Annotated in this window: 14 protein-coding genes; 10 read left to right on the forward strand and 4 right to left on the reverse strand. The window is 65.3% G+C overall.

Annotation, left to right across the window (positions count from 1 at the left end; genetic code table 11):
- Positions 1–163 precede the first annotated feature (163 nt).
- The 5 genes from N2602_RS04175 to N2602_RS04195 all read left to right on the forward strand — a co-directional run bounded on the left by N2602_RS04175 (position 164) and on the right by N2602_RS04195 (position 5,892).
- Positions 164–2,308, forward strand: coding sequence for a GumC family protein (locus N2602_RS04175; protein WP_260381856.1), 2,145 nt, complete (start codon positions 164–166; stop codon positions 2,306–2,308).
- Between the two features lie 2 nt (positions 2,309–2,310).
- A complete protein-coding gene (locus N2602_RS04180; protein WP_260381857.1) occupies positions 2,311–3,474 on the forward strand; it encodes a glycoside hydrolase family 5 protein in 1,164 nt (387 codons plus the stop codon).
- 57 nt (positions 3,475–3,531) lie between these two features.
- On the forward strand, positions 3,532–5,091 hold the full coding sequence (locus N2602_RS04185; protein ID WP_260381858.1) for a hypothetical protein: 1,560 nt from the start codon (positions 3,532–3,534) through the stop codon (positions 5,089–5,091).
- Positions 5,092–5,204: 113 nt separating this feature from the next.
- Entirely contained in the window at positions 5,205–5,423 is a 219-nt protein-coding gene (locus N2602_RS04190; protein ID WP_025032458.1) for a hypothetical protein, read from the forward strand.
- Between the two features lie 10 nt (positions 5,424–5,433).
- Entirely contained in the window at positions 5,434–5,892 is a 459-nt protein-coding gene (locus N2602_RS04195) for a hypothetical protein (protein WP_172786733.1), read from the forward strand.
- 96 nt (positions 5,893–5,988) lie between these two features.
- Here N2602_RS04195 and N2602_RS04200 read toward each other — a convergent pair whose 3' ends face one another.
- Positions 5,989–6,417: a hypothetical protein gene (locus tag N2602_RS04200; RefSeq protein ID WP_212259576.1), complete on the reverse strand. Its 429-nt coding sequence runs from the start codon at positions 6,415–6,417 to the stop codon at positions 5,989–5,991.
- 26 nt (positions 6,418–6,443) lie between these two features.
- On the opposite strand from N2602_RS04200, the gene N2602_RS04205 reads away from it, so the two are divergent.
- Complete coding sequence (locus N2602_RS04205) at positions 6,444–6,821, forward strand: hypothetical protein (protein WP_172786735.1); 378 nt, start codon at positions 6,444–6,446, stop codon at positions 6,819–6,821.
- 37 nt (positions 6,822–6,858) lie between these two features.
- Here the strand turns inward: N2602_RS04205 and N2602_RS04210 are convergent, their stop codons facing one another.
- Positions 6,859–7,362 carry a hypothetical protein gene (locus N2602_RS04210; RefSeq protein ID WP_260381859.1) on the reverse strand — a complete coding sequence of 168 codons (504 nt, stop codon included), beginning with the start codon at positions 7,360–7,362 and terminating at the stop codon, positions 6,859–6,861.
- A 358-nt stretch (positions 7,363–7,720) separates the two neighbouring features.
- Here N2602_RS04210 and N2602_RS04215 point away from each other — a divergent pair, with 358 nt between their 5' ends.
- The 4 genes from N2602_RS04215 (at position 7,721) to N2602_RS04230 (ending at position 12,148) form a co-directional block, all read left to right on the forward strand.
- The gene (locus N2602_RS04215) at positions 7,721–8,974 is read left to right on the forward strand and encodes a diguanylate cyclase (RefSeq protein ID WP_260381860.1); all 1,254 of its coding nucleotides are present in this window, start codon (positions 7,721–7,723) and stop codon (positions 8,972–8,974) included.
- Positions 8,975–9,169: 195 nt separating this feature from the next.
- Complete coding sequence (locus N2602_RS04220; protein WP_260381861.1) at positions 9,170–9,817, forward strand: aminotransferase class V-fold PLP-dependent enzyme; 648 nt, start codon at positions 9,170–9,172, stop codon at positions 9,815–9,817.
- Positions 9,818–9,867: 50 nt separating this feature from the next.
- A complete protein-coding gene (locus N2602_RS04225) occupies positions 9,868–11,313 on the forward strand; it encodes an IS1182 family transposase (RefSeq protein WP_260379597.1) in 1,446 nt (481 codons plus the stop codon).
- 118 nt (positions 11,314–11,431) lie between these two features.
- Entirely contained in the window at positions 11,432–12,148 is a 717-nt protein-coding gene (locus N2602_RS04230) for an aminotransferase class V-fold PLP-dependent enzyme (protein ID WP_260381862.1), read from the forward strand.
- Positions 12,149–12,371: 223 nt separating this feature from the next.
- Here N2602_RS04230 and N2602_RS04235 read toward each other — a convergent pair whose 3' ends face one another.
- Positions 12,372–13,394 (reverse strand): LLM class flavin-dependent oxidoreductase, encoded by a 1,023-nt coding sequence (locus N2602_RS04235; RefSeq protein WP_172786739.1) that lies wholly within the window; start codon positions 13,392–13,394, stop codon positions 12,372–12,374.
- 110 nt (positions 13,395–13,504) lie between these two features.
- Positions 13,505–14,368 carry a L,D-transpeptidase gene (locus tag N2602_RS04240; RefSeq protein ID WP_260381863.1) on the reverse strand — a complete coding sequence of 288 codons (864 nt, stop codon included), beginning with the start codon at positions 14,366–14,368 and terminating at the stop codon, positions 13,505–13,507.
- Positions 14,369–14,929 lie beyond the last annotated feature (561 nt).

The following is a 14,929-nucleotide window of genomic DNA, read 5'->3' on the forward strand; positions in this document are numbered from 1 at the left end:
GTCGCACATCGCGGCGAGCGCAGACAGCGCGTGGCTGGCCGCGTCTGTTAACGAATCGTTCACCGCCCAAGGCCAGCCCAGCCGTAACCGCCGGTTAACCATGGATATTTACGGTGTAGCAAGCCTCTGAGCTATGACTGTCAGTTGATTTCGAGTCCAACCCATGGCGTTCGGTAGCCGGCCATCTCCGCGAAGCATCGCCCCGACGGAGCAAGCGGCTTCGTGGGAAGCGCCGCGGGCTGCGAAGGCGAAGCCTGACGGCGCCGCGCCGGACCTGACCAAGGGATCGCTGACCGTCTCCGGCACGCTGTCCTTCCTGCGCGAGAATGGCCGGCGCATTCTGACGCTGGCCCTGGCGCTGTTCGCCCTCGGCGTCGTCGCTCTGATGATCCTTCCGGTCCGCTATGCCGCGACGGCGCTGGTCGTGCTCGATCCGCGCGAGCTGCGCGTGACCTCGGATCAGGACGTGCTGCCCGGCATCGGCCAGGATGCCGCGGCGCTGCAGAGCCAGATCGAGATCGCCAAGTCCGACGGCTTCCTCCGTCCATTGATCGAGCAGCTCAAGATCGCGGACGACGAGGACGTCGCGGGCGGCTATACCGACATGACGCGCCTGCTCGAGAAATTCCGCAACCGCCTCGAGATCACCCGGCGCGGGCTCACCTACGTCATTGCGATTTCCTTCACCTCGAACCGGCCGGATCGCGCGGCTTACTATGCCAATGCCATCGCCGAGGCCTTCGTCGCCAGCCAGGGCCGCGTCCGCACCGAGGCGACGGACGAGGCGGCCGGCTGGCTCCAGGACCGGCTGAAGACGCTGAGCGAGCGCCTGCGCGCCTCGGAAGACGCCGTCGCCGCCTTCCGGCTCGAGCACAACATCGTCAATGCCGGCAAGGAATCCACCACGCAGCAATTGCGGGTGACCGACCTGACCCAGCAGGTCTCCGCCGCCCGCGCCCGCACCGAGGAGGCCAAGGCGCGCTACGAGCAGGTGCAACGCGACGTCAAGGCCAATGTCGACGGGCCGGTGAAGCAGGATCTGCTCAGCATGCTGCGCGCGCAGCGCTCGGCCCTGAACGACCAGATCGCGCAGAAGAAGGCGGTCTATGGCGACCGCCATCCCGACCTTGCGATCTCCTACAGCCAGCTGGCGGACATCAACCGGCAGATCGAGATCGAGCGGAAGAAGAACATCGACACCGCCAAGTCCGAATACGAGGCCCAGCTCGAGCAGCAGAACGCGCTGGAAAAGCAGCTCAAGGCGGTCGAGACCAAGATGCTGCGCGACGGCCAGGCGCTGGTGAAGCTGCAGGAGCTGCAGCGCGACGCCGATGCCAATCGCAACATCTACGAGCAGTTCCTGTCGCGGTTCAAGACCACCAATGAACAGCGTCAGCTGCAGGCCTCACAGACCAAGATCGCCTCGGTTGCCATTCCGCCGTTGCGCTCGACGCGTCCGCCGCTCGCCTTGCTGCTTGCGGCACTGGCGATCGGCTCGCTGCTGACCTCGACCGCCGCCGTTGCGGTGACGACGAGCCTGTCCGCCGACAAGCCCGAATCCGTTCAGGCCTCTGCCTCACGTGAAGCGGAGGAGGCGCCCGGCCCGCAAGTTTCCCCTTCGGCCGCCGCTGCGCGCCCAGCCGAGGCGATGCCCCGCCTTCCTGTCTGGGCGCGCATCCCCGAGCTGGCGCCAGGCGCCGGAATCAACACGGTCTGGCAGAGACCGGTCAGCGCGTCGGCCGAGCTCGATCTCGGCCCTCATCTGCGGCCACTGCTCGAACGCATCGACCGCCTGCCGGTGCGCGGCTGCAAGGTCGCGCTGGTCTTGTCGGTCGGCAAGAGCGCCGGTGGCAACACCGTGGCGCGCGCCCTCAATCGCGCCGCCGTGAACCTGGGCATGATGAGCGTGCTGATCCGCCTCCAGGCGGAATTTGCAGGCGCCCAGCCGCCCGTGACCGAGTGGCAGGACGGCTCGACCACGGCGGGACTTCAGTCGATCGACGAGCTGCTCAGTGCCGGGCGGAAGGGCGATGCGCGGCCCGAGGACGATATCCGCTCGGAGTTCGACCTGATCGTCGTCCACGCCGGCAATCTCGCCTTGCAGCCCGACGCCATTGCCCTGGCCGCCCACGCCGACCTGATCGTCCTGGTGGCGCGCGCCGGCGAGCTTGGTTCGTCCGCGATGCGCAGGGTGACCGGGGCGCTGTCGAGATACGCGGCCGTGCCAACCGGCCTCGTCGTCAATCACGTGCCCGCCGGTTCAATGGCGCCTCAGCCCGACGGTGGCGCTCTGGGCCTTGCGGTGTGACGATGACAGTCTTGCGCCGCCGTCTGCTGGCTGCGGCGATGCTGTTGTCGATCGCGGCCGGCCGGCCGGTGTTCGCCGAGGATTGCGTGCCCCTGCCGTCGACGGTTTCCCCCGAGCGGCTTGCCGCGCTCTCGCGCGGCTTCAACGCCGACGGCTGGATCAACACTGCGCCGCCGAGCCGCGCGCTGCTGCAGCAGCTGCGCAAGGCCGGCATGAGCCACGTCCGCCTGCCGGTGCCGGCGGAGCGCGTGATGCCGCGCTTTGCCGCAACGGACGAGCGCGCGGCGACCCTGCGCGTGCTCGACAGCGCGTTGAAGCAGCTGACCTCGCTCGGCTATGCCAGCTCTGTCGATCTTCATCCGGGCGAGCGCTTCAATCGCCTGCACAAGGATGATCCGGATGCGGCGATGGGTGAGATGCAGGAGGCCTGGCGCGCGCTTGCAGAGGTCATCCGAACCCATCCTGCCGATCGCATCTTCGCCGAGCTGCTCAACGAGCCCGATATCGAAGCGGACAGATGGCAAAAGGAGGTCGAGACGCTCGCCGTCTTCGTTCGCGGGTTGCTGCCCGCGACCACGCTCATCGTCGGTCCGGTCAACTGGCAGCGTGCGGACTCGCTGCCGCGGTTTCGTCCGCTGGCGGACCCTGACGTCGTCTACGCCATCCATTTCTACGATCCGATGGTGTTCACCCATCAGGGCCATTGGGACGCGCGCGATCCGCTGCACGACATCATGGATCTGCCTTACCCGATCAATGCGGGCGATCCCAAGGTTCAGGCGCTTCGGCAGGATTTGCAGGCGAGGGGCGCGGTCAAGGCGCTCGCCATGCTCGATACCGCGATTGCCGCCGCCAAGGACAAGCCGGGGGCCGATCGCTGGCTCGCGCCCGCGCTCGCATGGCAGCAGCAATTTTCGCGGCCGATCATCGTCAACGAGTTCGGCGTGTTGAAAGCCGGCGCCCCCAGGCAGAGCCGGTTGCGCTGGCTGGCGGAGGTCACCGCCTATGCCCGCGCACATTGCTGGGGCTGGGCGCATTGGGAACTGGCGCAGGGCTTTGGTCTCGTCGATGCCAGAACCGGCAAGCCCGATCCCGACGTGACGCGGGCGCTGCTCGGAGCGCCCGGCCGGCTTGAAAGGTCTCCCGCCGCGCGCGGTGATCGTTAACGGATCCTTACCCCTCGCGCGGCTATCGTGTCCCGGCGCGATGCCAAAGGACCATTGATGAGCGCCGGGTACTCACCGCAAGGCCACAGCGTGCAGGCCGCGCCGTCGCCTCCGGCCTGGCGCGAGCTGGCCGTGACCTTCTGCGTCGCCATCGCGACGATCGGCTCTGCGCCGGTTCTGCACCTCGCCAATCCGGCTCTGGCCATCACCGTCGAGGTCCTGATCGGCATCGCCATCGTCGTTGCGGTCCCGACCTCCGCGCCGGCCGTCGCGATCTTCGTCCTGTTCTTCCAGAACCTGTTCGTCTCCGTGCTGTCGCCGCTGGTCCCGCTTCCGTCCGATCTCGACTTCATCAAGGGCTACAATTTCCTGGTCTGCTCCGTGATGTGGCTGGCGACGTTCGGGCTTTACGTGCTCGGCCGGAGGAGTCAGTCGAGGGAGATCAATCAGATCATGCGCTGGGGCGTCGTCACCCTTGCCATCGTCTCGCTCTATTTCGCGATCGGCTTCGTCCAGGACGGACAGCCGGCGGCGGTCTATTTGCGCAACATCGTTCTGCCGCTGTTTCTGTTTCAGCTGTCGCTCCTGACCGCGGCAACCTTCGAGGTGCGCATCACGCCGTTCCTGGTCGCGCTCGCGGTCATCCTCATGCTGTGCGGCTATGTCGAGCTCGTCTTGCGCGATGTCTGGCTGGCCGTCACCAACGGCCATACGTTCTGGGGCTTCGACGAGCTCAAGGCGACCCATTCCGGCGTCTGGGAGGCCCAGATGCGGCAGACCGGCAACGTGCCGGTCACGCTCAAGGATCGCTTCAGCTTCGACTTCCTGAACACGCCTTTGCTCGAAGGCTTCGGCCTGTCGAAGATGCTGCGCATCAACGGTCCGAATATGCACCCGATCAGCTTCGCCTACGGGATCGGCTTTCTCGCCCTGTTCCTGTTCTCGGTCGGACGCCCGCTGCTCGCCCTGGCAGCCCTGCCGCTGCTGGTCTTTTGCAGCGTGAAGGGAGCGCTCATCACCGTCGTCTTCGTGGCTGCGGGCTGGATCGGGACTCGCCTCATCGGTGCCGTAGCGACGTTGTTGCTGGGGTTCGCCGGCATGATCGCCTTTGCGATCCTGGCGATTCGCCTCGGGCTGCAGATCGGCGACTATCACGTCATCGGCTTGATGGGCGGTCTCGACGGATTCGTGCAGAGACCTTACGGCCGTGGCCTCGGCATCGGCGGCAATCTGTCGGAGAGCTATTTTTCCATCGACTGGAGCGCTGCGCAGGCTGCCGGCACGATCGACGGCGCGGTCGAAAGCGCGATCGGCGTTCTCTTGTACCAGATGGGAATCGCGGCTTTCGTGCCGCTGGCCTTCTATTTCGCGATCGCCCTCAAGGCCTGGCGCCTGTACGCCTCGTCCGGATATCTGACGCAGGGCCTTGCCGGTTTCGGCGTCCTGGTCGTTGTACTCAACGGATTGTTTCAGGAAGAGGCCCTGTTCGCGCCGCTCGCGCTGGGCCTGATGCTCTCGCTCGCCGGCCTCGTCATCGGCAGCCATGTGAGGGTGCAGACAGTTGCAAACGAGGATGCCGAGCCCGTTCGGCTCACCGGCTTCCAGCCCGTCACGTAGGCTGCCGGCGCGCCAACGGTTCTGCTCGCCCCGGTGCCTGGACCGCGGTTATCCAGGAACTTCCATTTTTTCCCGGCGTTGAACAGGACCCGCACAAGCGGCCGAAGCACGCGATGAAGAATTTTTCCAACGCCGAATTTTCTCCCGAGGTGATCGAGATCATGACGACCGCGCTGGAAGCTGCCGTTGCGACCCTGCCGGACCCCGTGCATTCCTCGCACGTCAACGCGCTCGCCGAATCCATCCTGCGCACCGCCAGCGCAGGCGAGCGGAACGTCGCCGACCTGCAAAGGATCGCCCTGATGGAGCTGCAGCTGGCGCCGCGCAAGTGACGAGGCGAACATGAAGACACTGATTGCCGCAATCATCGCGCTTTGTGCGACATCATCATTTGCCTCGGCAAACGGCTGGAGGGCGTACCGCATCCCGGAATCCGCAACCTCGGTCGACATTCCCACCTCGATCTTTACCGAGCCGGCTGGGAAGCCCGACGGATATGGGCAGCAGTTTCGCAGCCACGACGGCAGTGCGGACCTCACCGTTCAGGCCGTCGAGAACCAGCAAGGCCTGTCGCCGGCCGAATTCCTGGCGCGGAAGAATCCGCCGACAGGGATCATTTACAAGCGGATCACGTCGAACTTCTTCGTGGTCTCGAGCATCAAGCGCGACAAGATTTGGTACGACCGGTGCAATTTCTCGCGGGGCTATGTGCACTGCGTGCTGATCAATTATCCAGCCGCCCAGAAGCAGCGATGGGATGCCGTCGTGACCCGCATCAGCCGCAGCCTGCGTGCTGGTTGAGCCGGCTCACAAGACGGAAAAGTCACAAGACGAAAAAGAGCTGCCCGGGCACGCCGGGCAGCAGGTCGTGAGGAATAGAGCCGCGCGTATTTGCGTCTAGCGCGCGGTCGTCGATGTGGTCGACATGGTCGGCTTCGAACCCGGCGTATGCGACATCGTCTTGGTGGTCGAGCCGACTTGCTCGCCGGCCTTGACCTTGGTGCGGGTGTGCGAGCGGCTGAACGTGCCGCCGTCATGAGCCTGGGCGCGGGCGTTGGAGTTGAGCACCGGGCCGTTGCCCTTGTTCATGCTGACGCCGGTCTGCGTCTTGCCGCTGGCGGCAGCCGCGCTTCCGCCGGCGGCGATCGAGGAGCCGGTGCGGCCCGTCGCCGAGGTGGACGTGCCGCCGGTGCCGACGGTGGAGGCGGAGGTGCCGCCCGCTGCGGCCGAGCCGCCGCTGCCGCCGGTGATGCTGGTCTGCGCCAGCACTGGTGAAGTGGCGGCAAGCAGAAGCGCGACCGCCGAGGTCGTAACGAGTGTTCTCATGTTTCAATCCTCTGTTCGATGGCAACTTGTCTCAAGGCGACGAGGTCGAGATCGTGCAGCCGTTGACGGTGATGGTGCTGGCGCTGGTGGAGCCAGGTCCTCCCGCCGTCGACGAGGAGCTCGAGACGTGGCCGCCGCCCGCTTGCACATGGACCGACGATCCGCCGGCCGAGCTCGAGCTCGACAGTGAACCGCTCGATGCGGTCGAGCCCGTCGTGCCCGAGCTCGATGCGCCGGCGGCGGTGATGCTGCCGTCTGCGTGCTTCTCCACTTTGACCTTGCAGGTCTCGCCAGAGCTCGTCTTTCCGGTCTTTTCCATGGTCTCTGCCGATGCAGCGCTCGCCGTCAGGGCGAGCACCGTGATCGCAACGATTGCCTTGTTCATTGCGGCTCCTCCTCCATAGACGAAAGGGAGCGGCGCGTGCCGCTCCCCGGGTCGGACTAGTTCTTGTCCTTCTTCCATTCGTCCTTGTTGTGGCCCTTGCCCTTCTCGAGGCCCGTGTCGCTGGCGTGGCTGCCGGACTTGCCGTCGCTCATGCCGGGCGATTTCGATGCGCCCGACTGGCCAACGGTGGAGCCGCTGCCCGCCGCAGAACCGCCGGTGCCGACGCTGGACGAGCTCTTGCCGCCGCCGGCCGATGAGCCACCGGTGCCGAGCGTCGAGGCCGAGCCGCTGCCCGAGCCACTGCCGGCCGCCGAACCACCGGTGCCAACGGTCGAAGAGCTGGTGCCGCCGCCCGCGGACGAGCCGCCGGTGCCGAGCGTCGATGCAGAGCCCGACCCGCTGCCGCCAGCCGAAGAGCCACCGGTGCCCACCGTCGAAGAGCTGGTGCCGCCGCCGGCCGATGAGCCGCCGGTGCCGATCGTCGAGCTCGATTGCGCAACAGCGAGCGCCGTGCCGGCCAGCAGCGCGGCCGCAGCCGCAGAGAGCTTCAGGATCCTCATGTCCATTTTCCTCCAGGGTTTCCAAAATCAAATCGCCAATCAGGCACGGGATAAATTGGCAATCGCGCAAACGTTCCTTGTGCCAGACACGTTGACGTGTTGGTGCGGCCTTGAGTCAGTTCCGCGACACGCAAAGCCATCGCGTTCATTCATCCGCCGTTCATCTGCCTGGAGAGGACGTCGTCGTCTGTCTGTTCGCCGCGAGCGTCAGACTCAATGGATTGCGGAATGCTCGGCGCGTCCGCCTCCCTGGCCTGCTCGAAGACCTGATTCCTCGGCCGTTACGACCACGTTTACCAATCATCGCAAGCAAATCGTAGCGGCGGCTTGGTATAGCCACCGGTGACAGGTGAGAATCATGCCGCTGCTCCATGTCCCGACGATCTACGTGCTGCTGCTGGCAGTCATGGTGCTGCTCGGCGCGCTGACGCTTTTCGCGTGGCTGCAAAATCGCGCGGTTCGCGCTCTTGCCTGGTGGGGCGGCGCCGTGCTGGTCATGGCAGCCGCGCTCGGCCTGCTCTGCCTGCGCGGCGTGATCCCGGACGTCTGTTCGCTCGATCTCGCCTACGCCGTCCTGTTCACGGCCTGCGCTCTGATGCTGGAGGGGGCGCGCTGCTTCGAAGGCCGGCGGACGAGCCCGCTTCTCCTGCTCGCGGGCGCGGCGATGTGGATTGTGACCTGTCAGATCCCGGCACTGTACGAGTCCGCCACGGCGCGCTTGATCATCGTCTCGGTCGCCATGGGCTCTTATTCGCTCGGCTGCGCCTACGTGCTGTGGACCGGCCGCGCCGAGCCGCTGCTGTCGCGGTGGCCGCTGATCGTGCTGACCGCGCTCGGCGGCGCCCTGTTTCTCGTGCGTATTCCGCTCCACGTGGCGCATCCCCTCGCCGCGGCGCCGGTCACGCGCTTCGAGACGCTGCAATCGTTCTGGTTCGCGATCGTAAGCGCGTTCACCCTGCTCTACTTCATCGCCATCAACTATCTGTTTCTTGCGCTCACCAAGGAGCGGAGCGAGCTCGCGCACAAGCGCGCCTCGATGACGGACGCGCTGACCGGTCTCGCCAACCGCCGCGCCTTCCTGGAATCCGGCGAGCAGAGCCTGAAGTCACCTGCAAACGGGACGATCGCGTTCCTGCTGTTCGATCTCGACCTGTTCAAAGCGATCAACGACACCCATGGGCATGCGACGGGCGACCGCGTGCTGCGCTTGTTCGCACAGACGCTGTCCGCCAATCTGCCGCGAGGCGGCGTTGCGGGCCGGCTCGGCGGCGAGGAGTTCGCCGCGATCGTCAGCGGGCCCGACCGGCAGGCGGCGATCGCGGTCGCCGAGCGCGTCCGCGAGAGCTTCGCGGCGGTCGCGCGCGTCGTCGACGATGTCGTGATCGCAGCCACGGTCAGCGTCGGCCTCGCACATGCGGACAGCGCGCCCGGCGGCATCGAGGCGCTGTGCGAGCGCGCCGACAAGGCGCTCTACACGGCGAAGTCGCTCGGCCGTAATCGGGTCGAGAGCGCGGTGGACGAGCTCGTTCCGCTCGTGCCCGGCGTTTCTGCAGACCGTCCGATCCCGTCCGCGGAGCACGCGCGAGCGGCAACAAAGCGGGCAGCAGCCTGATCCTGCAATCTCCTTTGCGCGATCATCGCATTGTCATGCTCCGGTCATCTTAGCTGCATCGTCCGTTGCTCTTTTCCCGGCGCGCCAGGGCTCCGTTCCGATGACATCGGGACCGAGCTCCGGATTGTTGTTGATGCGTTTTCTTGACGCGAGCCCGACGCCGCTTCGCCCGAAGACGCTCTGGGGAGAGCTGACATGCAACTGATCAAGACGATTTCGGCGGACCGCCGCGCGATGCTCAAGGGCCTTGCGGCCGCGGCAATGGCGCCGCTTGCGGCGCCGGCCTTTGCCGCCGCGAGCCTTCCGCCGCAGCCGACCGGCTCGGCGGCCGCGATCGCCACCGACAAGTCCTATTGGGCGGCCGTGAAGGGGCTCTATGCCGTCACGCCTGAAATTGTCAATTTCGAGAACGGCTATTGGGGCATCATGGCCGAGCCCGTCAGGCGCGAGTTCATCCGCCAGTCCGACATGGTCAATTATCAGAACACCTATTACGCGCGGCTGCGTGCGGGCACGGATTTCGAGTCGGTGCGCACCAAGGTGGCGGAGGCGGTCGGCGCGCTCCCGGAGGAGATCGCGCTCACACGCGGCGCGACCGAAGCGCTTCAGCTCCTCATCGGCGGCTACAACAGGTTGAAGCCGGGCGACGGCGTGCTCTATGCCGACCTCGACTATGATTCGATGCAATACGCGATGAACGCGCTGAAGGCGCGCCGCGGCGTCGACGTGGTCAAGTTCGACGTGCCGGAGCCCGCCACCCGCCAGGCGGTGCTCGACGCCTATGCCCGCGCCATCGAGGCGAACCCGAGGACGCGGCTTCTGCTCCTGACCCTGGCTGTGTGAAAAGCCGCGAGTCGGTTACGATTCCTCCGTTTCCTAATGGGGGGATACGGATGGGACGCTTCGTTGAAGGCGCGGACAGATCCCAGCTGACGCTCTTGCCGGAATGTCTGGAGGATTGGGTAGACGAGGGCAACGCGGTCCATGTGATCGACGTGTTTGTCGAGGCGCTCGACCTGCATGGAATGGGATTTGAGCGTGTGATCGCCAAGGAGACGGGCCGGCCTTCCTATCATCCGGCAGTCCTTCTGAAGCTTTACATCTACGGTTATCTCAATCGGGTGCAATCCAGTCGCCGCCTGGAACGTGAGGCGTGCCGCAATATCGAGGTGATGTGGCTGATCGGCCGCCTGGCTCCCGATCATAAGACGATCGCCGATTTCCGGAAGGACAATGGTGCGGCGCTTCGGAAGGTTTGTGCGAAGTTCGTTGCGCTATGCCGGCAAATGGGCCTGTTGCAGACCCCAAGCGTCGCAATCGATGGCAGCAAGTTCAAGGCAGTGAACAACCGCGATCGCAACTTCACACATGCCAAGATGGCGAGGCGGATGGCGCAGATCGAGGAAAGCGTCGGGCGATATCTGCGTCAACTGGATAGCGCCGATCGGCAGGAGCCATCGGAAGCGATCAGCATCAAGACAACGAGGATTAAGGAAAAGATCGCTCGACTGAAGCAGGAGATGGGCCGCCTGGAAGTGCTCGATGCGCAGATGCGCAAGACGCCGGATCAACAGATATCGCTGACCGATCCGGATGCCCGTTCGATGGCCACCAGTGGACGCGGATCGGGTGTCGTCGGCTACAATGTCCAGGTCGCGGTGGACACCGAACACCATCTGATTGTTACGCATGAGGTCATAAACGTCGGCAATGACCGTGGGCAGCTTGCTCGGATGTCGAAGCAAGCCAAAGAAGTGCTCGAAGTGGACAAACTCGAGGCGGTCGCCGACCGTGGCTACTTCGACGGAGAGGAGATATTGGCCTGCAAAGAGGCTGGCGTTGCAGTCACGCTGCCCAAGCCCATGACGTCGAACGCCAAGGCGGAGGGTCGGTTCGGCAAACAGGACTTCGCCTATCTACCTGACGAGGACGTCTACCGCTGCCCGTCCGGCCAGGTGCTGCCCTATCGCTATACCAACATCGAGCATGGAATGACGCTGCGCCGTTACTGGTCGACAGCAGCGTGCCAAGGCTGCGCAATCAAGAGCCAATGTACGCCGTCCAAGGAGCGCCGCATCACACGCTGGGAGCATGAGCATGTGGTCGAGGAGGTCCAGAGACGGCTCGATTCCGACCCCGACGCCATGCGGAGGCGGCGCGAGACGGTCGAGCATCCCTTCGGCACGATCAAGGCCCGTATGGGGGCGACCCACTTCCTGATGAAGCGCCTACGGAACGTCGCCGCCGAAATGGCGCTGCATGTTCTCGCCTATAACCTCACACGGGTGATGAACATCGTCGGCAAACCGCGCCTGATTGCAGCCATCCGCGCCGCCTGAAGCCCGGAAAGTGCGTCCAAAAGCGCAATACCGCGTCGCGATACCTACTTTGGCCGGTCATTGGACGATCCGACGCGAGAACATCGGCCGCCTGCAATGATTGGCGACCCACGGCCGCGTGCCGACCATCCGTTTGCACACAGCCAAGACCCATGTCAGCCATCGTACCGGCTTCGTCATGCCGGTCGCCGAGATCGCCCGCATGGCCAGGGCCAAGGGCATCGACGCCATCGTCGATGCCGCCCATTCCTGGGGGCAGCTCGATGTCCGGGTGAGCGAGCTCGAGACCGATTTCGTCGGCTTCAATCTGCACAAATGGATCGGCGCGCCGCTCGGCGTCGGCTTCCTCTACATCAGGAAGGACCGCCTTTCGGCCATCGATCGCGACATGGGTGACGAGGATTTTCCGGAAAGCGACATCCGCTCGCGGGTGCATACCGGCACGGTCAATTTCGCCACGGTGCTGACCGTGCCGACGGCGCTGGCGCTGCATCAAGAGATCGGCCCGGCGGCCAAGCAGGCGCGCCTGCGCCACTTGCGCGATTATTGGGTGAGCCGCGTCCGCGGCTTCAAGGACATCGAGATCCTGACGCCGGATGAAGCCGGCTCATATGGCGCGATCACGTCCTTCCGCCTCGCCGGCAAGACCGGCAAGACCGACAACGAGGCCATCGTTGCGAAGCTTCGGGACAGCTACAAGATCATGACGGTGCGCCGCGCCGGCGTCGCCAAAGGCCAGTGCATCCGTGTGACGCCGGCGCTCTTCACCGACGAGGCCGATCTCGACCGCCTCGTCGAGGCACTGGCCGTCATCACGGGGACGAAGACGGGGTGAGGCGGGCGGACGATTGGCAATCTTTCTCGGCCATCCTTCGAGACGCCCGCTGATGCGGGCTCCTCAGGATGAGGACTGAGTACGTGGCAACACTTTCAATGGACGCCGATGCTGCTTAGCCTCATCCTGAGGAGACCGCTGAAAGCGGTCGTCTCGAAGGACGAGGCGCGCGCTTAGGCCGCTCAACGATGTTATGTGCGACTGCCTGGCTCGCCGACCGCAGTCACCGCCATCCCAGCGCCGGCGCGACATGCTTCAGGATCGCCTCGATCGCATGCGCGCAATAGTCCACGCCGAGCTGGTTCGGGATCGTCAGCAGCAGCGTATCGGCTTCGGTGATCGCCTCGTCCTGCCGCAGCTGTTCGATCAGCATGTCCGGCTCGGCCGCATAGCTGCGGCCGAAGATCGCGCGGGTGTGCGGGTCGATGAAGCCGATCTGGTCCTCGCTGCCGCGCTCGCCGCCGAAATAGGCGCGGTCGCGATCGTCGATCAGCGCGAAGATGCTGCGGCTGACGGAGACGCGGGGCTCGCGGTTGTGACCGGCTTCCTTCCACGCCGCGCGGTAGGCTCGGATCTGCGCCGCCTGCTGCACGTGAAAGGCCTCGCCGGTCTCGTCGTTCTTCAGCGTCGAGCTTTGCAGGTTCATGCCGAGCTTCGCCGCCCACATTGCGGTCGCGTTCGAGCCGGCGCCCCACCAGATCCGCTCGCGCAAGCCCTGCGCATGCGGCTCCAGGCGCAGCAGCCCCGGCGGATTGGGAAACATCGGCTGCGGGTTGGGCTCGGCAAAACCTTCGCCGCGCAGGAGGTCGAGGAAGACCTCGGCATGGCGCCGCCCCATGTCGGCATCGCTCTGGCCCTCGGCCGGCCGATAGCCGAAATAGCGCCAGCCGTCGATCACCTGCTCGGGCGAGCCGCGGCTGATGCCGAGCTGCAGCCGCCCGCCGGCGATGAGATCGGCGCTGCCGGCGTCCTCCACCATGTAGAGCGGGTTCTCGTAGCGCATGTCGATCACGGCCGTGCCGATCTCGATTTGGCTCGTCCGGGCGCCGACCGCCGCAAGCAGCGGAAACGGCGAGGCCAGCTGCCGCGCGAAATGGTGGACGCGGAAATAGGCGCCGTCGGCCCCGAGCTGTTCGGCCGCGACCGCCAGCTCGATCGATTGCAGCAGCGTATCCGCCGCCGAGCGCGTCCGGGATTGCGGCGAGGGCGTCCAGTGCCCGAAGGAGAGGAATCCGATTTTTTTCATGGCTTCACCCTAGCGCATGTAGCGCCGGACTGGTGCCCTGCGTGTTGACGAAGCCGTGACTCCTCAAGCGCAGGCCACCCAGCTCCGGTCAAGAGCGCGGCGATCGCGAACTACTGCACCTCGGCGATCTTCGGTCCAGGTGACGGCATCTGCGCGTTGGTTGCCGACGGCCGGTTCGACGGCGATGCCGCGTCCGGCGGTCGGGATGCTGCGTCGGGCGGCGCTCCTTGCGATGGTCGACGGGCCGCATTCGTCGGAAGCACGATCACCTTCGCGCCGACTTTCACCCGCTCATAGAGGTCGCTGACGTCCTCGTTGGTCAGCCGGATACAGCCGGACGACACCCGCTTGCCGATCGTATCGGGCTTGTTGGTGCCGTGAATGCGATATTCGGTCTCGCCGAGATACATCGCCCGGGCGCCGAGCGGATTCCCGGGCCCGCCCGCCATGAACCGCGGCAGATAAGGCTGACGCGAGACCATCTCCGCAGGCGGGCGCCAATCCGGCCATTCTGCCTTGCGCGCCACGGTCTGCTCGCCGGACCACGCGAAACCTTCGCGGCCCACACCGATGCCGTAGCGCATCGCCTGCGTGTCGTTCAGGACGAGATAGAGGAACGTGTTCTTAGTATCGATGATCACCGTGCCCGGTGCCTGGTGGCTGGAATAGTCGACCACCTGCCGGACCAAGGCGCCGGGAACGTCGGCGTCGGCCTTGGGCGGCTCGACCAGCGGCGCCGGAGCCGGAATCGCAGCCGGCGCGGGCGCTGCTGCAGGAGCCGGAGGTGCCACGTAGACCGGACTTGACGATGCCATCGCCTGCGGCGCGGACGGCTTCCGCACCGGTTGCACGCTTCCGGGGCGAGCCAGCAGGCCGTACCCCAACGCGGCGACGGCCACGGCGCCAATTCCAACGCGCGCGGCCATCGGCAGTGCGATCGTCTCGACCTTCCGGCGTTTGGCCCGCTTGCTCATGTCTCTTCCCAGGTCACCATGCCCCAGGAGAGGTACCCGGCAAGATTTAAGAAACTTCGAAGCACCCGTTGACGATGGTTAACGCCATCATCGGGAATTAGCACAACTCCAAGCCGATGTAGCGGCCGGAGAAATTGAAGAAGGCGCGTGCCGCGATGGCGCCCGCGCTCGGACCGGAGCGATTTCGGTCGTGGTGGTACGCTCCGCCGCAAGCACGCGGGCGCGAAGACTTTCCAATTCGGACAACAGAGACGTGAGCTGTTCCACACGCTCATGCAGCAGCACAGCGGCGTCAGCCGCTAGGTCACGATCTTCATGCATGTCGTGTAACCCCCAAACCAAGCTTTCGAACGGGCTTGGATCATGGCCCGGCGGTGGACCAATCGGGAAAATGATGCAATCGCGACTGAAATCCGCCGACGTTGTTCCAGCATCAACATATGTGAATCGTATGTTGTTTTAGCCCAAAGTTTGCTTCGGATTGCATCAGGCGCGTGCACGGAAATGCAGCCGAGGTCCGGGTCAAGCGCCGTCCCTCGGCGAGGCACAGTACGCACGTCG

This window comes from Bradyrhizobium sp. NC92 (assembly GCF_025200865.1).
Classification (GTDB): domain Bacteria; phylum Pseudomonadota; class Alphaproteobacteria; order Rhizobiales; family Xanthobacteraceae; genus Bradyrhizobium.